At 55.0% G+C, this 25,093-nt stretch carries 19 protein-coding genes; 18 read left to right on the top strand and 1 reads right to left on the bottom strand.

The window, feature by feature from the left end; genetic code table 11:
* Positions 1-72 precede the first annotated feature (72 nt).
* From BUE18_RS24255 to BUE18_RS24210, 10 genes are all read left to right on the top strand, one after another.
* A complete protein-coding gene (locus tag BUE18_RS24255; protein ID WP_073478739.1) occupies positions 73-4,491 on the top strand; it encodes a lectin-like domain-containing protein in 4,419 nt (1,472 codons plus the stop codon).
* A 249-nt stretch (positions 4,492-4,740) separates the two neighbouring features.
* A complete protein-coding gene (locus BUE18_RS24250) occupies positions 4,741-7,434 on the top strand; it encodes an ATP-binding protein (protein WP_073478738.1) in 2,694 nt (897 codons plus the stop codon).
* Between the two features lie 481 nt (positions 7,435-7,915).
* Positions 7,916-9,370, top strand: a complete 1,455-nt coding sequence (locus tag BUE18_RS24245) for a 4-hydroxyphenylacetate 3-hydroxylase family protein (protein ID WP_073478737.1) — start codon at positions 7,916-7,918, stop codon at positions 9,368-9,370.
* Positions 9,371-9,373: 3 nt separating this feature from the next.
* Entirely contained in the window at positions 9,374-9,652 is a 279-nt protein-coding gene (locus tag BUE18_RS24240) for a hypothetical protein (RefSeq protein WP_073478736.1), read from the top strand.
* Entirely contained in the window at positions 9,649-11,043 is a 1,395-nt protein-coding gene (locus BUE18_RS24235; RefSeq protein ID WP_073478735.1) for an acetyl-CoA hydrolase/transferase family protein, read from the top strand. The genes BUE18_RS24240 and BUE18_RS24235 overlap by 4 nt, the downstream gene beginning before the upstream one ends.
* A 142-nt stretch (positions 11,044-11,185) precedes the next feature.
* Positions 11,186-12,622 carry a permease family protein gene (locus BUE18_RS24230; RefSeq protein WP_073478734.1) on the top strand — a complete coding sequence of 479 codons (1,437 nt, stop codon included), beginning with the start codon at positions 11,186-11,188 and terminating at the stop codon, positions 12,620-12,622.
* A gap of 221 nt (positions 12,623-12,843) precedes the next feature.
* Entirely contained in the window at positions 12,844-13,557 is a 714-nt protein-coding gene (locus tag BUE18_RS24225) for an NERD domain-containing protein (RefSeq protein WP_073478733.1), read from the top strand.
* Complete coding sequence (locus tag BUE18_RS24220; protein WP_073478732.1) at positions 13,541-13,900, top strand: hypothetical protein; 360 nt, start codon at positions 13,541-13,543, stop codon at positions 13,898-13,900. Before BUE18_RS24225 ends, BUE18_RS24220 begins: the two co-directional genes overlap by 17 nt.
* Before the next feature lie 439 nt (positions 13,901-14,339).
* Entirely contained in the window at positions 14,340-15,737 is a 1,398-nt protein-coding gene (locus BUE18_RS24215; RefSeq protein ID WP_073478731.1) for a hypothetical protein, read from the top strand.
* A gap of 14 nt (positions 15,738-15,751) precedes the next feature.
* Positions 15,752-16,378: a LysE family translocator gene (locus tag BUE18_RS24210; RefSeq protein WP_073478730.1), complete on the top strand. Its 627-nt coding sequence runs from the start codon at positions 15,752-15,754 to the stop codon at positions 16,376-16,378.
* A 94-nt stretch (positions 16,379-16,472) separates the two neighbouring features.
* Here the strand turns inward: BUE18_RS24210 and BUE18_RS24205 are convergent, their stop codons facing one another.
* The gene (locus BUE18_RS24205) at positions 16,473-17,483 is read right to left on the bottom strand and encodes an alpha/beta hydrolase (RefSeq protein WP_073478729.1); all 1,011 of its coding nucleotides are present in this window, start codon (positions 17,481-17,483) and stop codon (positions 16,473-16,475) included.
* 762 nt (positions 17,484-18,245) lie between these two features.
* Between BUE18_RS24205 and BUE18_RS24200 the strand changes: the two genes are divergently transcribed.
* The 8 genes from BUE18_RS24200 to BUE18_RS24160 all read left to right on the top strand — a co-directional run bounded on the left by BUE18_RS24200 (position 18,246) and on the right by BUE18_RS24160 (position 24,800).
* Positions 18,246-18,884: an anthranilate synthase component II gene (locus tag BUE18_RS24200; RefSeq protein WP_073478728.1), complete on the top strand. Its 639-nt coding sequence runs from the start codon at positions 18,246-18,248 to the stop codon at positions 18,882-18,884.
* Positions 18,871-20,250 (top strand): anthranilate synthase component I family protein, encoded by a 1,380-nt coding sequence (locus tag BUE18_RS24195; RefSeq protein WP_073478727.1) that lies wholly within the window; start codon positions 18,871-18,873, stop codon positions 20,248-20,250. The genes BUE18_RS24200 and BUE18_RS24195 overlap by 14 nt, the downstream gene beginning before the upstream one ends.
* A 13-nt stretch (positions 20,251-20,263) precedes the next feature.
* Positions 20,264-21,130 (top strand): aminotransferase class IV, encoded by an 867-nt coding sequence (locus BUE18_RS24190; RefSeq protein ID WP_073478726.1) that lies wholly within the window; start codon positions 20,264-20,266, stop codon positions 21,128-21,130.
* A 150-nt stretch (positions 21,131-21,280) separates the two neighbouring features.
* A complete protein-coding gene (locus BUE18_RS24185) occupies positions 21,281-21,889 on the top strand; it encodes an NYN domain-containing protein (RefSeq protein WP_073478725.1) in 609 nt (202 codons plus the stop codon).
* A 106-nt stretch (positions 21,890-21,995) separates the two neighbouring features.
* Positions 21,996-22,484, top strand: coding sequence for a GNAT family N-acetyltransferase (locus BUE18_RS24180; RefSeq protein WP_073478724.1), 489 nt, complete (start codon positions 21,996-21,998; stop codon positions 22,482-22,484).
* A gap of 92 nt (positions 22,485-22,576) precedes the next feature.
* Positions 22,577-23,551, top strand: coding sequence for a signal peptide peptidase SppA (gene sppA, locus BUE18_RS24175; RefSeq protein WP_073478723.1), 975 nt, complete (start codon positions 22,577-22,579; stop codon positions 23,549-23,551).
* Between the two features lie 8 nt (positions 23,552-23,559).
* Positions 23,560-24,216 carry an HAD family hydrolase gene (locus BUE18_RS24170; protein ID WP_073478722.1) on the top strand — a complete coding sequence of 219 codons (657 nt, stop codon included), beginning with the start codon at positions 23,560-23,562 and terminating at the stop codon, positions 24,214-24,216.
* Between the two features lie 290 nt (positions 24,217-24,506).
* Entirely contained in the window at positions 24,507-24,800 is a 294-nt protein-coding gene (locus BUE18_RS24160) for a hypothetical protein (RefSeq protein ID WP_073478720.1), read from the top strand.
* Positions 24,801-25,093: the final 293 nt, after the last annotated feature.

Raw genomic sequence — 25,093 nt, 5'->3', positions numbered from 1 at the left:
ATTTTATTCGGGAAGTTGACTCCGGCGATTATTATGGGATACAATGCCGGAGCCTGAACAAGGCTAAATTTCATGAGAAAGCCCTGCTTGCTTGGAGTGATAGTGTTTAACCGCCGCACCCATATTCTATGCTTTTCCCTGACCATCGCTTGTTTGCTATTTGCAAACGCCGCTTTCGGCGGCTGGGCCGTCAATGGCGACGCCCAATGGCTGTATCAGGGAACAGTGAACGAGCAAATCCTGCTGACCGAAGAAATCGGCGATCAAGCCGGGTCGGCCTGGATTGAAACCCAGATCGACCTGGATTACGACTTCGACATATCCTTCACCATTTATTTGGGGGACAGGGATTCCAACGGCGCGGACGGCATTTCCTTCGCCCTTCAGAACGACCCGTCCGGGACCTCGGCCTTCGGCGATACATCCGGCGGCGGCGAGTGGATCGGTATGAACGGAATCTGCCCTTCCGTGAGCGTGGAGGTGGACACCTGGCAGAACTCCAACCGCGGCGACCCTGCGGCCGACCATGTGGGCATTAACGTTTACACCCAGTCGGGGTCGACGTGCTCAGGCACGCCCAATCACGCGGGCGCCGGCCCCATCCAGGCGGATCCCTCTTCATCGAACATAGAGGACGGCGATGAACATGACCTTCGCATCACCTGGAACGCCACGACGCATGTGATGACAGTCTATTTCGACGGAACCCAAAGGCTGACCTACACCAGCGATATCATCAATACCGTGTTTGGCGGCGATAACATGGTTTACTTCGGGTTTGCCGCCTCCACGGGCGGTTCCTACAATGAGCAGTACATCATCCCCAATACGCCGGACGTCACCGCCGACAAAAGCGTAAGCCCGTCTTTCGTTTACAAGGCTGACTTGTATTCCGGAACGGAACTGACCTACACCATCAGCATTTTAAATGAAGGCCGGGTGGCGGCCATCGGCACCCAGATTACGGACACCTTGCCCGAAGGCTTTCATTACGTGACCGGCTCCACAACCGGAGCGACAACGATCGATCCCAACGTCACTACGGTCGGCAGCCGCGAGGTGCTTGTCTGGGACATGTCGGCCACGCCCATCCCCCCGTATACAGGGACCATGAGCATTTCCTTTGACGTCTCCCTGGACACGACCTTGGATCCGGGCACATTTTCCAACGACTTCACGGTCTCGGGCGACAACTTCGGCTCCATCAGCGAAAGCCAGACGGCCGACGTGATCATAGGCCCGGTGGATGTGGAAATCGACAAGTCCCACTCCAGCGATTTTTATGTCGGCCAGAACGGGACGTTTTCTTTTGACGTTCATAACAACGGCCCGGATTATTGCGAAGACATCGTTATAGAAGACACTTTGCCCACGGGCCTGACTTATGTGGGCCTCTCTGGAACCGGGTGGTCCTTGCTGTCTTCCGCGGGCCAGACTTATCAGTGGACCCACGCCGGCCCCCTTGCCAGCGGCGGCGACCTGCCCACCCTGACCGTGACCGTTGCCGTTGACGAGGACGCCTACCCGTCGGTCACCAACACGGCGACGGTATCCAGCGACTCCCAGGATCAGGACAACACTAATGATTCCGATTCGGACACGGTGACGGTCCACGCCCTGGCGGATTTATCCATCGCAAAAAGCCATACCGGCGATTTCGGTTCGGAATCCACCGGCTCCTATGACATTGTGGTGACCAATAACGGCCCCACGGAAGATCCTTCCGCGACCATTTACGTGATGGACTCCCTGCCCTCAGGCCTGACCTATAACTCCGTCTCCGGGACGGGATGGAGCCTGGCGGCCTCCAGCGGACAGGACTACACCTTCGCCCATGCAGGCCCCCTGGCCGCGGGCGACAGCCTGGACGCGCTGACTGTCACGGTTTACGCCTCCGCCAGCGCTGTCGGCACGGTGATAAACACCGCGACGGTAAGCAGCGCCGCCAACGACGACGATGCAGCCAACGATACGGCGACGGATTCCACAACCGTCCTGCCCTCGGTGGACTTGTCCGCGGCAAAATCCCACACCGGCTCCAGTTTCGCCGTCGGCGACAGCGTGACCTTTGACGTCGCCGTCACCAATAACGGCCCCAATGACGAAACCGGAACAATCACCATCTTTGACGAGCTTCCAACAGGGCTTACATACGATTCGTTCAGCGGGACGGGCTGGTCCCTGGCTGCATCCAGCGGCCAGGAATACACCTTCACCCACGCCGGGCCTTTAAATGTCAGCGCTTCGCTGCCCACGCTTTCCATTGTTGCGACGGTGGGGGCAGCCGCCTACCCCACGGCGGACAATACCGTGACGGTGTATGCAACGAGTTTTGACCCCACGTCCAGCAACGATGTAGCCACAGACACGGTGACGGTGGAGCCTTTGGTGGATCTTTCCATCACAAAATCCCATACGGGAAACTTCTCCGTAGGCGCCGCGGGCACTTACACCATTGACGTGGCAAACACGGGCTCGACGGCCGACCCAGGGCCGATTTACGTGGCGGACACCCTGCCCGCGGGCTTCAATTACTCATCGGCGTCGGGCGCGGGCTGGTCCTTGTATTCCAACTCGGGCCAGGTATACACCTTTGTGCATGCCGGCCCCTTAGCCACGGGCGCCACCCTGCCCTCTTTGTACATAAATGTGACGCCCGCTTCCGGGACCATCGGAACCTTCACCAACACGGCCACGGTCTCCAGCAGTTCCACGGATACGGACCCGGGCAACAACACAGACACGGATCCCACCACGGTGACGGATAACGTGGACCTGGAAATCACCAAAAGCCACACAGGAAACTTCACGGTCAGCACCAACGGGACTTACACCATCGAGGTGGACAACAACAGCTCCAACGCCGAAGCCGGCCCCATATATGTGGTGGACACCCTGCCTGCCGGGCTAAACTATTCGAGCCACTCAGGAACGGGATGGTCCTTGTCCGCTTCTTCCGGCCAGGATTACACCTTTGTACACGCGGGCCCCCTGGCAGGTGGCGGGTCTTTGGACGACCTGGAAATCGAAGTGTTCGTCCAGCCGTCGGCTTTGGGTACGGTGGTCAACTCGGCCGCAGTCACCGGCATTTCCTCGGATACGAATCAAACCAACAACACGGATACGGACTCCACTACCGTGGTCAGGCCGTCCGCGGGAAACAAACCTCTCTATGTAAGAGGGAATGATTCCTGGTGGCAAAATTATGGAGACCCCAGGATATTGACCAGAGATCCTACGGCAGGCGGCGACTCGGAATTTACAGTCAATGGCAACTATCAGACCGGCACCTGGGCATTGTCCCCCAATCTCACCAGGACATTGGTGATTCCCGGCGGAGTTCCTCAGGTCGTATATCTAGTCTTGTCCGAAGGCGGTCCTGGGAGAACCCGCGACCTGACAATCAGGTTATATGACGATAACTTCAGTTTGATTGGAGATGTTGACCAGAGTGTAACCATCGACGGAAAACAGCAGTACGTTTTTACAATCACTCCTAGCACAACCACCACACTATATTCCGGGGACGGTCTCAGGCTTCAGGTATACAACCGTTCAGGCAGTGCAAACGAGCGTGTTACCATATGGTCTGAGGAAGATGGAACCGATCCCGATATATCCTACTTGGACCTGACGACCACCACGGTCATTGCAATAGACAGCCTGAACGTCTATGACGACGATTATGCTTCCGGAGGCGGGTCGGTAATTACAACGTATGACGCTTCCACGCCCGGTTCCATCTACATTCGGGCTGTGGTATCCGACCCCTTTGGCTATGAGGACATCGCCAGCGCCTCTCTGGCAATTCTCGACTCATCATCGAATATCGTCTACGAGGATGCCTCGCCAGTGACTACGGATGTAGCCAACACTGCTGGAACGAGAACCTTTGAATGGGAAATTCCCATCACATCAGCTACGGACCCGGATCTGTATACGATTCGGGTGACCGCCGACGAAGGAACGGAAGGCCTGGTAAGCGATGTGGCAACAACCCAGTTCAGGGTCTACCTGCCCCCGGACTTCACGGTGCTTAAAACCGCCCAGACGGTGTACGATCCCTATAACAACACCACCAATCCCAAGGCCATCCCAGGGGCCTACGTCATGTATTCCGTGCTTGTGACTAATTTCGGAGGCGCTGCAGACGCAAATTCCTTTGTCATGACGGACCCCATTGACTCCAACATCGAACTCTTTGTGGGCGATTTGGGAGGCTCAGGCTCCGGCCCGATTCAATTCAGCTGCAGCTCGGGAACGCCTCCCTGCGGCCTGACATATACATTCACCAGCCTGGCCAGCACCACGGACGATGTGGATTTTTCGGAATACACCACGGGGACGGACTTCTCATACGTGCCCTCCGGGGACGCCGACGGATTCGACGATCAGGTCCGGCGCCTGCGTGTAAGCCCCAAGGGGGCCTTCGCCGCTTCGGGACCGGACGATCCCAGTTGCACCATTTACTTTCAGGTGCGCGTCAAATAAAACCCATCCCCCGCTCCGAGCCTCGCCGTTGTGCAGGATGGAGGGGAAAGACCGTTTATGCTTCGCGTCAAGAAAAGACGCATAACCGGCCTTAATTGATTAATATTTTTTTACAGATCAAAAGCAGCCTCCTTTTAAAAAAAATTATTGCACGCATTTTGCATCATCTTTTCCTGACTGTTTGCCCAAACCGGGGCGGGCGTCGATTCGCCCAAAATAAGATAACCACCGCTCGTCAAGGAACCGCCCATGGAATGGCTGGCGCCCAGCATTGTAGCCTCATTAGTCGGCACTGCGCTGCTTTTTTTTGTGTTTTGCTATCTGTATTTCCAGGATCGCAAAAACTATATGGCGGTGTGGACCGTAAGCTGGCTGGTGTACTTGCTGCGATACGCCGTCATGCTTTTCATTATTAACGGCTGCAATAGCAGTTTTCTATTAATACTAAATCAAACGGCCAGCCTGGTCAGCGGAATCCTGCTGTTATGGGGCGCATATTTATTTGCAAAAAGGCCTTTCCCCAAGATTTTTGCATACCTGGGCGCGGCCGGCTTCTTATGGATTATTAGCAGCATCGTTTTGAAATTCTCCTTCCTGGTTATGTCTCTTCCAACATTCACCTTTTTGGCGGTAGTCTACATTTGGACGGGCATATGCTTTATCAAGTCAGACGGCCTCAAAGGGCCGGAAATGGCTTTTACCGGCTGGCTCTTCATTATTTGGGGGTTGCACAAGGCCGACTATCCGTTCCTGCGTCCGGTGGAATGGTTCGCCCCATACGGGTATCTTATAGGCGCCACCCTGGAATTCGCCGTGGCTTTGGGCATGTTGATGGTTTACTTCCGCAAAGCCAGAATGGACCTGTTCGACAGTGAAAAACAGCGCCATGAAATGATCTCCAACATTTCGGACGTCATTGTGGTCATAGGTCCCCAGGGAAAAATGCAGTACGTCAGCCCGAACATGGAAAAATGGTTTGGCTGGAAGCCGGACGAAGTCGTGGGGACCTATGGCCTGGAGCGGGTCCATCCCGACGACAAACGGAAAATCCAAGAGGAATTCATCAAGGTCATTGCGGAGAATCTTAAAGTCAGGCCTCTCAAGTGCCGGTACCTGTGCAAAGACAATCAATACAAACCCATTGAAGTCATTGCCACGGACATGACGCAAGACTCCTCCATCCAGGGGGTTCTCATGAATTTTCGGGATATTTCCGACCGGGAGCAGTCCGAAGCGGCGCTCAAGTGGGAGCTTAGGCTGAACACGGCCAGGGCCGACATTTCCCGCGAACTCATGTCCCAGGAATATGACATAAAAAAAGTCAGCGATATCGCTCTGGAGTATGCGCTTAGCCTCACCAATAGCCAACACGGCTTTGCGGCTTCCATTGACAAAAACACCCGGGATATGGAGGCCCACACCTTAACGGATATGTTTAAAGGCCAATGCCGGGTGGAGAACAAGTCCATTACTTTTCCCATCGGCCGGGACGGAAAATACCCCACCTTGTTCGGCGTTCCGTTGAATACCCGAAAACCGGTGTTCACGAACCGGCCTGCGGAGCATCCCGGGGCTTCAGGAGTGCCCGAAGGGCATATACCCATTAAAAACTTTTTGGGCGTTCCGGTCATCATGGGAGGGGTGCTGGTGGGTTTGATCGCCCTGGCCAATGCAGAGGACGGATACACGGAAAAAGACATGAAAGCCATCGAAAGGCTTTCCGAAATTTACGCCCTGGCCCTTCACAGGCATTTGTACGAAATGGAAAAAAACGCCATGGAAAGGCAACTCCAGCAGATCCAAAAGCTGGAGGCCATCGGCGCCCTGGCAGGGGGGATAGCGCATGACTTCAATAACCTGTTGTTCCCCATTGTAGGCATGTCGGAACTCCTCTTGGAAGATCTTGACCCGGAAAGCCCGGAGCATGAATACGCTGAGGAGATTTTTTCCGCAGGCAGGCGGGGCAGCGATCTGGTGAAGCAAATCCTGGCCTTTAGCAGGCAGGCGGAGCAGGAAAAAAGCCCCATCCGGCTCCAGGACATCGTGGGGGAAGCCCTCAAACTCAGCCGGGCGAGCATCCCCGTCAATGTGGAAATCCAGCAGGACATCCGGAAGGATTGCGGCTGGATTTTGGCCGATCCCACCCAAATGCATCAGATCGTCATGAACCTGGTCACCAACGCCTTTCACGCTGTTGAGGACATAAGCGGCACGATTTCGGTAAGCCTCAAGGAAACGGAATTGGCTTTGGACGACCTGTGGAGCAAGGCCCTGGCCCCGGGAAAATACGTCGTCCTTTCCGTTTGCGATAACGGCGTGGGCATAGAGCCCAGCATCATGCAGAAAATATTTGAGCCCTACTTCACCACCAAAAAACAGGGCAAGGGAACCGGCCTGGGCATGGCCCTGGTCCATGGAATCGTGAAAGACCACAAAGGGGACATACGCCTATACAGCGAACCGGGAAAAGGAACCACGGTAAACGTGTACCTGCCCCTCATCATCGACGCCTCCCAAACCCCAAAAAACAGCATGCCGGACAGGCCCCTGGAAGGTACGGAGCACATCCTGCTGGTGGACGACGAAGCGTCCATCATCCATTTGGAGCGCCAGGTCCTGCAGCGCATAGGATACAAGGTGACCGCCTTTAACAAAAGCCCCCAGGCCCTGGAAGCCTTTCAGGCGGACCCCCAGGACTTCGACCTGGTAATGACGGACATGACCATGCCCAACATGACCGGAGAGCAAATCATCAAAGCCATGCTGGCGATCCGGCCGGACATTCCCGTGATTCTCTGCACCGGATTCAGCGAAAAAATCAATCAGGAGACGGCCCGGACCCTGGGAGTCAAAGGCTTTCTCATGAAGCCTATTGTCAAGTCCGAACTGGCCCAGACCATCCGTGCGGTCCTGGACAAGGCCAAAGCCCGTCAACCTTCTTAAAAACGAAACTACGGCGCCATGCTCCTTGGGCGCCGATGCGGAATGACGCACCCCGGCCAATGCACAAATGCATCGATGCAATAGGACATCAAAAACATCCCTGCGCCGTTTTTCCAAAACATTCCGGCTTTGGGTTCTGATTTTCGATGCAAAAATGCATCAAGCCGGCTTTGTTTGAAAGAAGGCCCCCGCCCCTATTATCACCCCTGCAAAAAAAACTAGTTTTTTGTTAACGGTTAGTTTTTCATTTTATTTTTAATGAGTTAAAAATAAATGAAAGGATCCGTCCCCCATATTTTCCCTATGACGGCCACGTATTTTTCCACGCTGGCGCCGCCTTTGCTTTATACGGGGGCAGGCGGACGAGAAGGCATCTTGTCAAAATAATTCTTTACATATATACAATGTGTTACAATAATATTGTAGAGTCAAGCTATACGCACACATTGTTTTTTAATCTTTAGCTTTGGAGGACACCCCCATGGCCATGATGACTGGCGAACAATACGAAGCAAGTTTGCGCAAACTCAATCTGCAGGTGTACCAGTTTGGAAAAAAGGTGGAGAACGTGGTGGACGATCCCATCATCCGGCCGTCCATGAACGCGGTCAAGTTGACTTACGAACTGGCCCATCAACCTGAGTACGAAGACCTGATGACGGCCACGTCACACATCTCCGGCAAAAAAATCAACCGCTTCACCCACATTCACCAGAGCACGGACGACTTGGTCAAGAAGACCAAAATGGGCCGCCTGCTGGGCTCTCTCACCGGGTGCTGTTTCCAGCGCTGCGTGGGTATGGACGCCATGAACGCTCTTTCCATCGTCACCTACGACATCGATCAGAAGCTGGGAACCGAGTATAATAAACGCTTTTTGAAATATCTGGCCTACGTGCAGGAAAACGACCTGACCTGCGACGGCGCCATGACCGATCCCAAGGGAGACCGCTCCCTGCCCCCGCACAAGCAGCCTGATCCCGACATGTTCCTCCACGTGGTGGAAGAAAAGGAAGACGGCATTGTGGTGCGCGGCGCCAAGGCTCATCAGACCGGCGCCGTGAACTCCCACGAAATCATTGTCATGCCCACCATTTCCATGCGCGAAGCGGACGCGGAATACGCGGTTTCCTTCGCCTTACCCGCGGACGCGGAAGGCATCACTTACATCATGGGGCGCCAGTCCTGCGACACCCGGAAGCTGGAAGCGGGAAAAATTGACCGCGGCAACAGCCTTTTCGGCGGCCACGAAGCCCTGGTGGTGTTCGACGACGTGTTCGTGCCCTGGGAACGCGTTTTCATGTACAAGGAGTTTGAATTCGCCGGACAACTGGTGGAAAACTTTGCCTCGTACCATCGTCAAAGCTACGCCTGCAAGGCCGGCGTGGGCGACGTGCTGATCGGCGCGACCCAGACCATCGCCGAATACAACGGCGCGGCCAAGGCCTCCCACGTCAAAGACAAAATCATTGAAATGAACCACCTGAACGAGACCCTGTTCTGCGGCTCCGTGGCCTGCGCCTGCGAAGGCGGCAAGCAGCCCAGCGGAACCTATCTGGTCAACACGCTTCTGGCCAATGTGTGCAAGCAGAACGTCACGCGCTTTCCTTACGAAATCGCACGGCTCGCCCAGGACATCGCCGGCGGCCTCATGGTGACCCTGCCATCGGAGGACGATTTCAAGTCTCCGGAAGTGGGAGAATGGCTGACCAAATACTACAAGACCTGCGAAGGCATCAGCACGGAAAACAGAAACCGCATGCTGCGCCTGATCGAAAACATCACCCTGGGTACGGCGGCTGTGGGCTATCTTACCGAGTCCATGCACGGCGCCGGATCTCCCCAGGCCCAGCGCATCATGATTTCCAGACAGGTCAACATGGCCCAAAAGCAAAAGGCGGCCAAGCAGCTTTGCGGCATTAAAGAAGAGGAATAACACTTGGTTTTTGTAGGGCTCAAATACTGCGGGGGGTGCACACCCCGCTACGACCGGGTGGAATTCGTGAGCCGCCTTAAAGAAAAAATCGCCAAGCATGTTCGGCTCGTATCCTACGACGATCCCCGGGCCGAACATGTCCTGGTGGTGGTGGGCTGCGAGTCGGCCTGTGCGGAAACCGAGCCTTTTAAGGATAAGACAGTGCACTTGGCTTCTCAAGAAGAAGACCTGGAGCGCATGGCGGAAACACTTATAATGCTGGATAATGGGAACAACACATGAACTGGCAAGAGCTATACAATAAAAAATGCGTTTCAGCCTCAGAAGCGGTCGCGCAGATTCAGTCAGGCGACCGGGTGGTGGTGGGCCATGCCTGCGGCTCCCCCGAAACCCTGCTTACGGCCATGGTGGCCGGCAAAGAGCAGTACACGGGCGTTGAACTGGTACACATGGTCTCCATGGGGCCTTCGGAATATTGCTCGGAGGAAAACGCCGCGCATTTTTTCCACAACTCCCTGTTCGCCGGCGCCACCAGCCGGCCTGCGGTCAACCAGGGTCGGGGCATCTTCACCCCCTGCCACTTCAGCCAAATACCCCGGCTGTTCACCGACAACATTCTACCCGCGGACGTAACCCTTTGCATGATCAGCCCGCCGGACGAGCACGGCTATTGCTCCTTCGGCATTTCCGTGGACTACACCAAGCCCGCGGCCGAAAGCTCCAGGCTGGTCATTGCGGAAGTAACGCCCCACATGCCCAGGACTCTGGGCGACGCCTTCATCCATGTTTCCGACATCGATTTTATCGTGGAAACCAACGCCAAGCCAATCACGCTCCCCCTGCCGAAAATCACTCCTACGGACGAGGCGATCGGCGGTCACATTGCGGAGTTGATCAAGGACGGCGACTGCCTGCAACTGGGCATCGGCGCGGTTCCGGATTCCATCCTGGGCTTTTTGAAGGACAAGAAGGACCTGGGCGTCCACACCGAAATGTTTTCCGACGGCGTGGTGGATCTGGTGGAGTCGGGCGTAATCACCTGCGCCAAAAAGAACCTGCATAACGGCAAAATGGTTGCCACCTTTTTCATGGGCACGGAAAGGCTGTACAAGTTCGTGCACAACAATCCCATGGTCATGATGTTTCCCGTGGATTACACTAACAACCCGGCCGTGATCGCCCAAAACGACAACATGGTCAGCGTCAACTCCGCCCTGCAGGTGGACTTCAACGGCCAGGTGGTCTCCGACACCATCGGGCACAAGCAGTACTCCGGAACAGGCGGCCAGGTGGATTTCGTGCGCGGAGCAGCCATGAGCAAGGGTGGACGCAGCATCCTGGCCTTCCACTCCACGGCGGCCAAAGGAAAAATCTCCCGCGTGGTCCCCAGGATCGATCCCGGCGCCTGCGTCACCACGGCCCGCACCGACGTGCATTATATCGTCACGGAATACGGCGTGGCCGACCTGCGAGGCAAGTCCGTATCCGAGCGCGCCAAAGCGCTGATCAACATCGCGCACCCCGACTTCCGGGAGGACTTGCGCGCCGAGTTCGAAAACATCTACCTGAAGGAGAATCCGCTGTTGCGGCCTATGCCTGAAGAGCATCGTAAAAGGTACTGGCCCCACGAAGCCCGGCAGAACTTTCTGAAGCAATACGCCCAAGCGTCATAAGCCAAAACGGATACGCGTTAAACCTGATCGGTCGAAAAAGTCGGCCGTCATCGCCAGCGGTGCGCCTTTTTTCCGCAAAAGACTGTCAAGTCAGGCGCTTATCCGTCCGAAAATACCATATAGAACATGGAGGAGAGTTGAGATGAGCATAAAACGAGAGCATGGAGGCATACAGCCCGGCATCCCTATGGGACCGCTGACCTTGCGCCTTCCCTTTATCCATTACCGGTTTGAGTTTCCCGACTATTTGCAGGGCCTGCTTATGTGTACGGTGTGCATGGCCATCATTCCGGTGTTGACCGGCAAGCTGGGCATGTCCTTTGAAATCGCCCTGGCCATCGTCATTTTTAACGGCACCCTGTACCTGGCCCATGTAACCTTTGGAGATCCTGTGGTCCCAGGGTGGGTGACGCCGGCCATTCCGTTATTGATCGCCTACGTGGAAACCTTTGCGCCCGGGGTGGAGCGCATGCAGGCCCTCATAGCCTTTCAGCTGACCTTCGGGCTTTTCTGCATCCTCATCGGCGCGACAGGCCTGGCCAGAAAAGTGGTCAAACTGATTCCCAACGCGGTCCAGTCGGGCATTCTTTTGGGCGCGGGATTTTCGGCCGTCATGCTGGTGTTCAAGCCGGGCGAAGGCCTCAAAAGCTTTGACAGCTTCCCCTGGACCGTCACCATCTGCATCGGCATCGCCTTCTACCTCTTATTCTCCGAACACTTCAAACGGATTCGCAACAAAAACAAAGCGCTTTATTATCTTGCAAACCTGGGCATGATGCCCGCCCTGGCACTGGCAATCTTTGTCGGCCCTCTTTTGGGCGAGCTTTCCTGGCCCACTTACAGCAGCGACATTTTCACCAGGCCCGACTTTGCAGGCCTCTTCCGCGATTTCACCATGCTGGGCTCGATTCCCGTGCCCCCGCTCTCCATGTTCCTGACCGGCCTGCCCATGGTGATTTCGGCCTACATCGTAATATTCGGCGACGTCATCCAGACCCAGGCTTTGCTTGAAGACGCCCAGAAATACCGCCCGGATGAAGAAATCGACTACAACCCCAATCGCTCCCATATCATCTTCGGCGCACGCAACACCATCATGAGCGTCATCGGCCCGGACATCTCCATGTGCGGCCCCCTTTGGGCGGCCATGCAAGTGGTTATCTGTGAGAGATACAAGCACGGCCCCGAAGCCATGGATTCCATCACCGGCGGCGCGGCGTCCTTCCGCATGGGAACCTGGACCGGCTACTTCCTGGCCCCCATTGCCTCCTCGGTCAAGCCCATCCTGGGCGTGGGCCTGGCTTCGACCATGCTCATCCAGGGATACGTGAGCGTGCGCGTGGGCGTGCTTAAGGCCCGATCGTTCAACGACCTGGGCATCGCCGGCGTGTCCGGCGCCATCCTGGCCACCCGCGGCGCGGCCTGGGGCCTTGGCGCCGCCATCCTGCTGTGCCTGCTGATCTACCTTGGCAGCGACAAGAAATACGCCTACATGCAGGAAGAACCGGTATTCCCCGGCAATCCTCCGGCCAAAAAACTGGCTGAGGTGAAAAGCTCCGAGGAAAAGCTGGCTGCATAAAATAATAAATGGTGCGGCCCGCCGGCCGCACCATTATATACATAGATCTCCTTTAGGCGAATAAAGACGATTTCCGGCCGCCATGCCGGGGCATTTTTGCAATCCCCCAAGATTCCCGCTAAAATGCATCAAAAAGGAAGTCGTCATTAGCGCCTGCACCCCAGCCCTTCCCGCCGTCCCCCAGGCGGGAGGGGCGCCATTCCCAAAAAAGGAAAAAAACCATGGCCCAAGTCATCGGATATCCAACCAGACAAAGCATCAAAAAAGACCTTTCCGGCCTGTTGATCATGCTGGGCATGGCCGTCCTGACCGCCGCGCTCATGTTCGATCCCGGCGCGGACGTGAAATCCGAAATCCTCGCCAGCCTGGCCGTGGGCGCGGGAATCGCCCTGGTCCTGGTCTTTGTGTATTCCAGGATCAACCCCATGGGCTTTCAAAGAATCGTCTCCCCTAAAACCCTTGAACGCAATCTCTCCCAGGATCAGGCCGCAGCCGATGCACTCAACGGCCTGGATGACGACGCCTATGTGTTTCACGGGTTCATCCTGGAACTGTTCCGGGTGGAGCATCTGGTGATTTCCCGGCAAGGAATTTTCGTCATATCCAAGGTGAGAAAAAACGGAGAAATTGCGGAAAAGAACGGCGTCCTGTATTGCGGGGAGGATACTCTGGAAACCCTGACCGGCAACACATGGCGCATTTGCCACTTGATTTCCATCGTTCTGAAAAAGTATTTTAAATTGGAGTTGATGCCCAGGCCGGTGTTATTAGTACCGGAGGTAAACAGCGGCGAAATCAAAGAAAGCGGCGGAATCGCCGTATTGACCAACGGAGAACTGAAAAAGTTCATCCAGGATAAGCCGGATTGCCTGGATCAGGAAACCGCAGCCTCCTTCGCCGCGTTTGTGAGAAAACGCTATGCAGCCCACAAATAGGCCCAAATTCTCCCAACTGCCCGGGACGGTCAAAGCCGCCATGGGGCTTTTCCTGGCCGCCTGGGCGGCCTTTTTCGCCCTTCAGGCCGTGCTGTTCGGGACCGTCTCCATCATTCATATCACCTTTGCCGGGCTTTTCGGCATGCTGATCTTATCGAACAGAAACATTGGCCGCCTGTTATGCGCAGCGTATCACCTGATTATGGCCGCCGTGCTTGGAGAGCAGGCCTTTTCAGGCGATCCTAACGCCCTATTCTCCGGCGCCAACGCCCTGCTCTTCTTCCTTTCCGCAGCCTCTCTTTTACATCCCCAAACCGCACGATTTTTTAAAAACAGCAAATGAAATGGGGTCAAATCTACGTTTGACGTTTGAGCAGTAACCCATTAAATAAACGATAAAAATACCTGTCTCCGGCGGCCAAGTTATGATCTATCCGCCGCAACGCAGCTAAAAAGTTGGATCAAAACTGTAAAATGGCGCTTCGCGCAAAAACAAACGTGTTTAAAAATTCGTCATTCTCTATCGCCTCCATCAGGAATCCAGTATCCTCAGAGAAATTGAGGAGCTACAAAGACACTGGGTCCCCGCGTTCGCGGGGATGACGGACTAGGCCGGCGCTGAGGTCTATCTTAGGTTTGCCCATTTCCTGTCTTATGCCAGCATTCCTAGTTTAGCGGAACGCAAATTTGAAAGCAACTTGGCAGTAAGCCGGTTCCGTGGTAACTTTGCCGGGACATTTGTTTGACGCCGAAATTCTTGGGGAACCGGAGAGAGTCTTTTTATGCGCATCCTATGCAAAGCCGCTCTGGCGATTTTTCTTCTGCTCTGCTTTTTAACTGCTTCCGGCAGCGCTTCAGGCCCTATGACCGCCGGCCTCCGGCTTGAAAAAGCCGTCGCCGCCGGGGATTATATGTGCTCCGTCCAAAAGGACGACGGCCGCTTTGTTTATGATTATACGCCCTTGGATTGCAAGGAGCAGCCTGGATACAATTGGAATGAACACTGGGGCGCCGTGCTTTCCCTGCTCAGGATTTATGAAGCCCCTGGTGACGCAAAATATCTGGAAGCCGCACAAAAAGCAGCCAGGGCCTCCCTGGCCCGGTTGGCCGCGGTGAAGATTGACGGCCAAGAGTTCCGCGTTCCGGCGAGCCCGTATAAAGACAATCCCCAAAGCCTCCTGGCGGACACGGGAGAGTGCGCCATGGCGCTCATGGCCCTGATCCAGCTGGATAAAGCCGCCAAGACAACCGCACACACGCAGACAATCCGGGATCTTCGCCAATACCTTAAATGCCTGCAAACCAGCGACGGGTCCGTAAAAAGCCTCTGCCTGATTAACGGGGGCGAGGCCCGTTTCTCGGAAATGCGCATCATGAACGACCAGGGCCAGGCGCTGGCCGCCCTGGCCGCGGCCCAGGATGCTTTCCCGGAAGAGGACGCTCCTCAAACGATAAACCGGTTAATCAATTATCTGGCCATGGAATGGGTTTGGGACGCCTATGAAGGACATCAAAGCGGTTTCGATCACTGGAGCCTGCTGGGCATAGGGCAAGCCTACAAATTCGCGGACGACAAAATTCTGGCTCAGGCGCATGAAGAAATGCTGCAAGCCCTCAAGGCCGAACAGGCGGAGATCCTCTCCCGGCTGGAAGGCAAGCCCCTGTTTGACGAGCGCCGGGCTCTTGGCATGCGCCAGGACAGGATCGAAATCAAGATCCACCTGGCGGAGAAGCAGGGGCCGCATACTCGAAAAAGCCTGATCCCTTTGATTTTTTCCTACGGAAACGAGGAGATGAAAGGGCAAATCCTGGAGCCGGGAAATAACGAACACGGGGCCTTCCGAAACGCTCAGGGAGTTTCCGCGGGAACAGCCGTGCGCCTGGAAGGGTTGCAGGCCATTTACGACCTGTTCGTGAGCACGCCGGACACGCCTTACCGGGGCTGGATTCGCCGTTGGGAGCCCCGCCTGAACCTTGTGCGGGTTTATTTGATTCAATGCCAGTACACCCAAGAGGATGCGGCAAAGTTCGGGTGCCCGGTTTCCCTGGCAGGCGCCTTTCGCAAAGGCATTAACGGATCCCGAGGAACGCCCGTTCGCCTGGATTATTGCTGGCACGGCGTCTTCGCCCTTATGGGCTGGAGCGAATCCAGTTTGGACGCGCCTGAAAGCAAACAATAAAGAAAGGATAACAATTGATAGGCCTCGAATCCATCATCCCGTTTTTTATTGCGTCCCTGCTTCTGGCCCTGGCGCCGGGGCCGGATAACATCTTCGTGCTCACCCAATCCGCCATAAACGGCAAAAAGGCGGGCGTAGCCGTCACCTTCGGCCTGTGCACGGGGGTGATCTTCCACACCACGGCGGTGGCCCTGGGAATTGCCGTGTTCATCCAGAACTCGGCCGTGGCCTTCTCGGTCCTAAAATTCCTTGGCGCGGGCTACCTGCTTTATCTGGCCTGGCAGGCTTTCAGAACCTCGTCGTCGGTCGATCTGACCGCCGACCCGCTCCAACTCAGCCTGCGCAAGTTGTACTTCCGAGGCATTTTCATGAACGTCACCAACCCCAAGGTGTCCCTGTTTTTCCTGGCCTTTCTTCCCCAGTTCGCCGATCCCGCAAGAGGGCCGGTGGGCGTCCAGATTTTTCTCCTGGGGAGCCTGTTCATCCTGGCGGCCATACCGGTTTTCGGAAGCATCGCCCTGCTGTCGGGAAGCATCGGGGAAATCCTCACCAAATCCCCCAAAGTGAACAAAATCCTGAATAGGGTCGCCGGAACCGTGTTTTTGGGTTTGGCGGTTAAGCTGGCGATCACCGAAAGGTAAAAAAGGCATCAAAGCCCACCCTTTAGCCCATGGAACAATAAACCCGGAACAGGCGGCGCCCATCCCGGGTTTGGTTTTTTATGGAAGGACAGGTTTAGGGCAGGCCTTCGATTATGGGGAGGACCGGCTCGCCGTCGCTCCAGGCGCCCATGTCAAAAGTCATGTCGATGAGGCCGTCCAGGGCCTGGTCCAGGCCCGCGTAAAAATAGCGGTAATCCAAAGAATCCTCTTCGCAGTCCCCGCCGAACATGTCCATGAGCAGGGAGGGCATCCACCCGTCGTCCTGAGCGCAGGCCATATGGTCGGCAATGATTTCAGGATCTCCATGGTCATCGGAAAAAGCGGTGTATAGACGAATGCTCGAGGCGCTGGGCAGGGCGCCGATGACGCTTTCCATCTGGGCTGCCGTGGCCAGGGCGTCGTCATTGCCCCAAAGGATGGTCACGGGGCATTGGGTCGCTGGAGCGAGGGCTTCGTAATCCAGATTGGTAATCAGGCCTTCCATCATGCCGCTGACAAAGGACGGCATGGCTTCCGTGTTATCCAGGCAGGGGCTGGCCAATACCACCCTTTGGACTGCAGGGCCGTCAAACCCGGCCCAGCATAAGGCCATGAGGCCTCCCACCGAGTGTCCGTAAAGGACCATGTCATCGGTTTCCGCAATATCCCCCAATTGCGACAGGGCCAGATTGGTTGCGTCAATGGCCCTTGTCAAAAAGTCGTTCTGGTCGGCGTTCAGCATCATGTCCTGGAGCACGCCGCTGATCCCGCCTTTGTTGAACTGGGGGAAGATGACAATATAGCCCTGGCTGCATAAATGCTCGATGTGGCCCATGTAGATGTCCGGCGCCACCATCAAAAAGCCGTGGAGAAAAATCACCACCGGAGCGCTGTCTCCGTTTTTAAGGACCTCGGGCACATACCACCAAACCCGTTCTCCGTCGCCGGAGTCGCCCATTTCATACTCAGTATAAGAATCCGTGATGTAAAACTGGGACGATCCGTAGCCTGTTTCCGGCGGGTCCGGCGGGCTGGGAGCCATGGCCCAAAGATAAACGGGCGAGGCCAGGAGCAGCATTAACGTCGCGGCAAGGACTTTTTTCATGGTGCGCCTCCTTAAGGGTTAGGGTTGACGTTTAATTGACTTTCAAGTCAATTAGTCATTGACCTTACAGTCAATAGTATAATTTTCCGCAGCCCTTTTCAGGCGGGATTTTATAATTATTATACAATTAAAACAGATTAATAAACTATAATCAATGAGACGGATATTCAGCGCCTTCTACACCCCAAGAGATAATGAGTAATAAATGATTAGTTATTGTAACTATACAGTCAATTCCCTCTTGTCAACAATAAATTTCAACGATCGGCCAAGACCTGTTCTGGGGAAAATCCTAAAAGGGATTGAGCTTGAGAAACCCAAACAAAATGCGCCTAAACCGTGCAGTCGAGGATACGAAGCATTAACGCGTAATCGTTTTCGACGCGCTTCCCTGTGGAATGAATACAAAACCTGATTTCAACGAAAGAAATTATTGAAAACTGCATGGTTTCAGGATGTTACAATATGCATTCCCACGCGCACGGCCCTTGTCGCAAAAAAACAACTGCGCGACAATGGCTGACAGCATGGGAACGAGCCGTTGGGCTGAGCTCGCGAAACCCAACAAAATGCCTCAGACGCCCGGATGTCATACTGATTCCGCGCATCTTTCCTTGACTCCCCGTGCGCCCTGTGGCATAGATTTTGGTGAGTTATGTCAGGTGAAAGCCATCCCGACTCGTAGAGGCGGAATGGCTTTTTTTTATGAGCCGCTCCACAAAACTTAAATAACCATTTAAGATTATGGAGTTTTACGAAGCTATGCGGCTGGTGATGATTGACAATTACGACTCGTTCACCTTCAACCTGGTGCAGCTTTTTTACGAATTCGACGTCCAGGTGGAGGTCTACCGCCACGACGAAACCAGCCTGTCCCATATCGAACAGCGCAATCCCGACGCCATTTGCATATCGCCCGGCCCCAAAACCCCGTCCCACGCAGGCGTGAGCAAGGAAGTGGTGCGCCATTTCGGCCCCCGGGTTCCCATATTAGGCGTGTGCCTGGGCATGCAGGTAATCAACGAAGTTTACGGAGGCCGCACTCCCAAAGCGCCGGTGTGCGTCCACGGCAAATGCTCCATGGTCAGCCACAAGGGCATAGGCGTGTTCCAGGGCCTGCCCTCCCCGTTTCGGGCAGCCCGGTATCACTCCCTGTGCGTGGACGTTCACTCTCATGAACTGGAGGTGACGGCCATTTCAGACGACGGGGTAATCATGGGCGTCAGGCATCGGGTCCATCCTGTCCACGGCGTGCAGTTTCACCTGGAATCCTTCATGACTGAATTCGGGCTGGAAATGGCCGCCAATTTTCTGAGTCAGGCCTGCGGGGGAGTGAAAATCCCGCCGACGGGGTTAGAGCGTTATCCCCGCGCCCAGGGGGAAGTCCATGTCTTCGCCTGATTTTCCAAGCCGCACAGTCGCTATAAAAGATTGCAAAACATCCAGCGGCTCCGACGCCGCTTTTCTGAATCTGGCCCGGGAGATGGGCAAAACCGGATACAGCGCCGTGCTTCTGAGCGGCGGCGATCTGGATTGCTCCCGCTATTCCATGGCCTTTTCCGAGCCGGCGTGCTGCCTGAAATCATTCGGCCGTAAAATCGTGTTGGAGACGGCGCAGGGTAAAACGTCCTGGGAAGGGGAGCCCCTGGCCGAACTGGACCGCCTGATCCAATCATTCGCCCCGGATTTTGATCTGGGCGCCCTCCCCTTTGCCGGAGGCCTGGCTGGTTACGCGGCATATGAACTGAAAAACGTGATTGAAAAGCTGCCTCAAACCGCCGAGGACGATCTGGACCTGCCCGACCTTTTCTTTTTTCTCCCCACCAATATTCTGGTGCATGACCGGCATGAAAGCGCCCTGACTTTTTTGGAACTGGAAACCGGGCTGCCGGCCATGACCCCGGACCCGTCCCATGATTTATGCGGCGGCGATCATCTGAAAACCGGCCTTCCGGTCAGCAATTTCCATCCCAAAGACTACATGCAGGCCGTGGAAAAAGTCATCGCCTACATCCAAGAAGGCGACATCTATCAGGCCAACCTGTCCCAGCGGTTTCAGTTTTCCTTTGAAGGCAATCCCTTCGCTTTGTGGGAGAGGCTGTTCGCCAGAAACCCGGCCCCCTTTTATGCCTTCATCCACGCCGGAGACCATCAGGTGGTTTGCACTTCCATGGAGCGGTTTCTCTACCGCAAAGGGTCGTACATCGAAACCCGGCCCATCAAAGGCACCCGGCCCCGGGGCAAGACGCCGGAGGAAGATCGGCGCATGAAGGAGGAATTGGCTTCCAGCATCAAGGAGCATTCCGAGCTTTCCATGATCGTGGACCTCTTACGCAACGATATTTCCAGGATATGCACGGGAAAAAGCGTGAAGGTCACGGAGCATCGCCGGCTGGAAACATACGAAAACGTGCATCATGCGGTGTCCATCGTGGCCGGAGAGTTGAGGCCGGGCATAACCCCGGGGGAAATCCTACGGGGAACCTTTCCCGGCGGGTCCATAACCGGTTGCCCTAAAATCCGGTCCATGGAAATCATCGACGAGCTTGAACCCCACGTCCGGCATGTGTATACTGGATCCATCGGCTATCTGGGCTGGCACGAAAACATGGACCTGAACATCGCCATCCGCACGGCTGTCCGCAAGAAGGACAAGGCCTATTTTTCCGTGGGCGGCGGCATTGTTTTCGACTCCCAACCGGCCGACGAGTTTGAGGAAACCCTCCACAAGGGCCGCACCCTTTTGGAAACGCTGAAATCCCTATAAACCGGAACCATCCATGAGCGACAAACAGGAAACCGCGTGCGCTCCCAGAGAACGCATTATCTGGCTTAACGGAGAGTTTCTCCCTGAATCCCAAGCCCGCATATCCCCCCTGGATCGGGGGCTCTTGTTCGGCGACGGCTTGTTTGAAACCATACGCGCCCAGAACGGCGCTCCCATATTTCTGGAGGATCACCTGGAGCGCATAAAGGCGTCGGCCCGGCGCTTCAATCTGCCCTGGAACAGCGGTCTGGAGTGGAACAGCCTCCTTACAAGGCTTATTCGAAAAAACAACCTGCAGGACGGCCTCGCCCGGCTGAAAATCGTACTCACCCGGGGGTGCGCCCCCGGCCTGGGCCTGCCTCATGCAGCCAATCCCACCTGCATGGCCCTGGCGGAAAACTATCTGGCCCCGGCCAGCGGCGCCTACGCCCATGGCTGGGATCTATACGTCCCGGAGCAATGCCTTTCCCCGCCCCTGTCCGGGCATAAGACGCTGAACTATCTGTATTACATGGCCACGAAGCAAGAGGCCATCGACAACGGCTGCCATGAGGCCCTGATCCTGGATAAGGACGGCATGGTCGCCGAAACCTGCACGGCCAACCTTCTGACCTATGACATTAACGGGTGGTACACCCCGGCCACCAATTGGCGCCTGCCCGGCACGGCCTTCAAGCAGGTGGAAAGGCTTTTAAAGCAGCAGGGGCATATCATCCGCAGGCAGCCCGTCATGGTCAGGCAATTGGCGAACGCCCAATGGGTTTGGGCCGTCAACTGCCTCATGGGAGTCATGCCCGTGCGTTCCATAGGCGGCAAGCCCCTGGCCTCCCTGAACAATGAATCCGCCTCCGCCCTCCGCGCCCAGCTATTTATGGGGTAATCAGGAAACAAAAAGTTGCAAATATTTTTTCTTGACAATTATGACGGTTAACCTTATCCTATTTATATAAAGCTCCGGGTTCCCTATTGGGTATCCCGTATTACAGCCCAGGGAAGCCATACGGCTTCCCTTATTATTTTGGAGGGTTGAATGCTTGGAAGAGTGAGGATCTTTATAGATTTTTGGAACTTCCAAATTGAATTAAATACAAGAACAAATAAAAAACGTATCGACTGGACCCAGTTGTCGCCTATGCTAGTTTCTGAGACTGAGAAAGTTACAGGCCTTTCTCAGCTCAAATTCGATGGGACCAACGTGTATGCGTCCATTAACAAGAAAAACCCTGCAGAGGTGAACCTTAAAAGGTGGTTAGATAGTTTTTTAGACAGACAAACAGGAGTCAATGTTTTTGTCAGAGATAGAAAGTTAAACGAGAAATCATTTAGATGCCACTCATGCAATAGTGATATAGACAGATGCCCTGGATGTGGAGAAAAAATTTTTAAATCCATAGAAAAGGGAGTTGATTCCGCAATTGTCACTGATATGCTTTCTCTAGCTTGGGCTGACGCCTACGATATTGCAGTCCTTGTGTCCAGTGACGCAGACTTTGTTCCTGCTGTAGAAAATCTCCAAGAGCGAGGCATTAAGGTTATAAATGCAACCTGGAAAAACCTGGGGCATCAACTGGCTAAGGCCTGTTGGGCATCCATTGAATTGGACAAAATCATTCCTCATATTGTTCGAATTACTCATTAAGCATATAACCAACCCAGTGTTATTGATATTTAATTCTTTGTTTATACCCTCGCCTTGACCTCTAATCACCCCGGTGGTAATTCCTTTTCGGAAAGGAGTGCGGACTATGAATATTCGTCCATATGAAGATAAAGACTGGCCCAAGGTGTGGGAGATAATCGGAGAGGTGTTCAGGCAGGGGGAGACTTACGCCTATTCCCCGGACATCACCGAAGAGGAAGCCCATCACGCCTGGATCGAATATCCGACGCAAACCTTTGTAGTCGCCGACGACCAGGGCATGACCCTCGGCGCCTATTACATCAAGCCCAACCAGCCGGGCCTGGGCGCCCATGTATGCAATTGCGGTTACATCACCGCCCCCGAAGCCAGGGGCAAGGGCCTGGCTCGTGCCATGTGCGAGCACTCCCAGGAACAAGCGCGGGAAATGGGGTTCAAGGCCATGCAGTTCAATCTGGTGGTCTCCACCAATACCGTGGCCGTCCGCTTATGGAAAAAACTCGGCTTTGAAGAAATCGGCGTGCTGCCCAAGGCTTTCAATCATAAAAAGCTGGGCTATGTGGACGCCTTGATTTTGTATAAGCTGCTGGATTAATCCCTTTGCCGATAGTTAGGAATTTCATCCCAACCCAATATTACAACCGGGAAGGCTCTCGCGCTTTCCCAAGAATGCATGGAGCAGACACTATGAAAAAATTCCTGATTCTTTTGATTGCGCTCACAGTTTTTCTGCTTCCTGGATGTTCTCCCAGCTTCAACCTGTTTAAAGACGCCTCCGATCCGCTGAAGGAGCACGCCGTCTCCGGCGAGGGCAAGGACAAAGTCCTCATGATTACCGTGGCAGGCGTCATTTCCGACACGCCTTCCAATGAGCTTTTTTCCTCCAAGCCCAGCGTGGTGCAGGAAGTGGTTTCCCAGCTTCGCATGGCCGAAGAGGACGACGCCGTCAAAGCCGTGGTCATCAAGGTGGACTCCCCCGGTGGGACGGCCACTGCCAGCGACATCCTGTATCATGAGATTAAGGAGTTTAAGGAAAAGACCGGCAAAAAGGTCATGTGCGTGTTCATGAACGTGGCCGCGTCCGGCGGATATTACATGTCCCTGCCCGCAGACCGCATTGTGGCCCACCCCACAAGCATCACGGGCTCCGTGGGCGTCATCATGGTGCAGCCCGCCTTTAAAGACCTGATGGATAAAGTCGGTGTGGGAATGCGCGTGAGCAAATCCGGCAGAAACAAGGACATGGGCTCACCCTTCCGCGAACCCACGGACGAGGAAGTCCGGCTTCTTGACGGCGTGATCAACGATCTGGCCGAGCAGTTTGTGGGGCACGTGAAGGATCATCGCAACCTCACCCCGGAAGCTCTGGAGGAAGTGCGTACGGCCCGGATCTTTGTGGCTTCCAAAGCCCTGGAGCTTGGCCTCATCGACGAGGTGGCCTATCTGCCGCAGGCTATTGATGAGGCCAAGGAAATGGCGGGAATCCCCGAGGACTCCAAGGTGGTTGTCTATCGCCGGTCCAAAATCGCTAACGACACGGTGTACAACATCGCCGGGTCCCAAAGCAGCGTCAAAGGCGCCCTGGTAAACGTCAATTTTCCCATGGGATACTCCGATCTGCCCATGGGGTTTTATTATTTATGGGCTCCCGCAGCCCAATAGGAAGCAGCATGCAATACAAAGCAGTTATTTTCGACCTGGACGGAACCCTGTTAAACACTCTGGACGACCTGGCGGACTCGGCCAACCGGGCCCTGGCCGCCCGGGGCTTCCCCACATACACCGTGGACGAGTATAAATACTTTATCGGCGACGGCGCGGAAATGCTGGTTCGCCGCGCCCTGCCGGAAGGCAATCGGGACGACGACGCGGTATTTGGGGTGCTGGACGCCTTTAAAGAGGATTACAGCCGCAACTGGAACGTTAAAACCCGCATTTATGAAGGAGTGAACGACCTGCTTTCCGCCGTGGACGGCCTGGGCGTCAGAAAAGCGGTCCTGTCCAACAAGCCCCACGAGTACACCCTGTTGTGCGTGGAGGAGTACTTCGCCCCCGGAACCTTTGAAATGGTTCTGGGCATGCGGCCTGAAGTCCCCAAAAAGCCGGACCCGGCGGGCGCCTTTGAAATCGTCCAATCCCTGTCCCTCAATCCCGAGGAATGCGTGTTCCTGGGAGACAGCTCCACGGACATTCATACGGCCAAAAACGCGAATATGCTGGCCGTAGGCGCTCTGTGGGGATTCCGCACGGCCGACGAACTCACACAGGCCGGCGCCCAGGTGGAAATCCGCACCCCCATGGAGTTGATGAACTACTTGAAAAGATAGGATCAAATCGGGGCGGCGTTTTCTTGACATGAGCCGCCCCGAATCTTATTTTATTGGTATGCACTCCCTCTGCGCTTTAAGGAAATTCGCCTCTTTTTCTATGCTGTTTTTATCTGTTTCTCCGCTTGTTTTTCTTTTTCCAAGCTCCCGTTAAAAACTGAAAAATGCACTATGCCTGCTTCATGGACCGGGCTCCGGAGTTTTTGGAAAAAGTCCGGAAGGTGGGCTGCCTTCCCGGCGGAAAACTTCGGAAATTTGGATGAACAGCCGCAAAACAAAGGAGGCGCATTATGAAAGCAGGAATCTTTTTTACGGGATCGGGACCCATCCTTCTTTTGACGTCTTATGAGTCGTTGGATGATCCCCAACTGGTGGAAAAACTGGAGACAAAGGGCATTAAACGGTACATTGCTTTTGAGGTGGACGAGGAAAAGGTTCGGGAACGGTACGGCATGCATTATACGGTCGTCATGAATGACCTGCGGCAAGCCAGCGACCTGCGCGTCCTGGATTATGACGGGCATCATGTGTTCAACATGTTCCGGTTTGACGAAATGCATCCGCCGGTGAAGCACGATGCATGATTCCCCCCTCCCCAGGGAAGGGCTTCCACAATCAAACAGGGGGAGGCCTCAACGGCTTCCCCCCTCTCTCTCCAAGATATAACCGATGGAATAAAATGAAAGATCTTGCTGAATAAAGCAACGATCACACCCCGCCATGATTTCAACAAGACGAGTCCCCGTTTTCGTGAATACATGTTGCGGCAGGCCTATTAATTATACCGTTCAGGTCAAATTCGATTCGTAGATTCAGGGCTTGCCCTGCACTGGTCGCGCTTTGCGCGGCCAAAAAGCACAGCAAGCTGTGCGCCTAC

It is taken from the genome of Desulfatibacillum alkenivorans DSM 16219 (assembly GCF_900142135.1).
Classification (GTDB): Bacteria; Desulfobacterota; Desulfobacteria; order Desulfobacterales; family Desulfatibacillaceae; genus Desulfatibacillum; species Desulfatibacillum alkenivorans.
This window is presented reverse-complemented; position numbering and strand designations above follow the sequence as displayed.

Bases quoted from the DNA above. Each gene is read 5' to 3' on its own strand.
- BUE18_RS24255 (WP_073478739.1), top strand. From the start codon at position 73: ATGAGAAAGCCCTGCTTGCTTGGAGTGATAGTGTTTAACCGCCGCACC.
- BUE18_RS24250 (WP_073478738.1), top strand. From the start codon at position 4,741: ATGGAATGGCTGGCGCCCAGCATTGTAGCCTCATTAGTCGGCACTGCG.
- BUE18_RS24245 (WP_073478737.1), top strand. From the start codon at position 7,916: ATGGCCATGATGACTGGCGAACAATACGAAGCAAGTTTGCGCAAACTC.
- BUE18_RS24235 (WP_073478735.1), top strand. From the start codon at position 9,649: ATGAACTGGCAAGAGCTATACAATAAAAAATGCGTTTCAGCCTCAGAA.
- BUE18_RS24230 (WP_073478734.1), top strand. From the start codon at position 11,186: ATGAGCATAAAACGAGAGCATGGAGGCATACAGCCCGGCATCCCTATG.
- BUE18_RS24225 (WP_073478733.1), top strand. From the start codon at position 12,844: ATGGCCCAAGTCATCGGATATCCAACCAGACAAAGCATCAAAAAAGAC.
- BUE18_RS24220 (WP_073478732.1), top strand. From the start codon at position 13,541: ATGCAGCCCACAAATAGGCCCAAATTCTCCCAACTGCCCGGGACGGTC.
- BUE18_RS24215 (WP_073478731.1), top strand. From the start codon at position 14,340: ATGCGCATCCTATGCAAAGCCGCTCTGGCGATTTTTCTTCTGCTCTGC.
- BUE18_RS24205 (WP_073478729.1), bottom strand. From the start codon at position 17,483: ATGAAAAAAGTCCTTGCCGCGACGTTAATGCTGCTCCTGGCCTCGCCC.
- BUE18_RS24200 (WP_073478728.1), top strand. From the start codon at position 18,246: ATGCGGCTGGTGATGATTGACAATTACGACTCGTTCACCTTCAACCTG.
- BUE18_RS24195 (WP_073478727.1), top strand. From the start codon at position 18,871: ATGTCTTCGCCTGATTTTCCAAGCCGCACAGTCGCTATAAAAGATTGC.
- BUE18_RS24190 (WP_073478726.1), top strand. From the start codon at position 20,264: ATGAGCGACAAACAGGAAACCGCGTGCGCTCCCAGAGAACGCATTATC.
- BUE18_RS24185 (WP_073478725.1), top strand. From the start codon at position 21,281: ATGCTTGGAAGAGTGAGGATCTTTATAGATTTTTGGAACTTCCAAATT.
- BUE18_RS24180 (WP_073478724.1), top strand. From the start codon at position 21,996: ATGAATATTCGTCCATATGAAGATAAAGACTGGCCCAAGGTGTGGGAG.
- sppA (WP_073478723.1), top strand. From the start codon at position 22,577: ATGAAAAAATTCCTGATTCTTTTGATTGCGCTCACAGTTTTTCTGCTT.
- BUE18_RS24170 (WP_073478722.1), top strand. From the start codon at position 23,560: ATGCAATACAAAGCAGTTATTTTCGACCTGGACGGAACCCTGTTAAAC.
- BUE18_RS24160 (WP_073478720.1), top strand. From the start codon at position 24,507: ATGAAAGCAGGAATCTTTTTTACGGGATCGGGACCCATCCTTCTTTTG.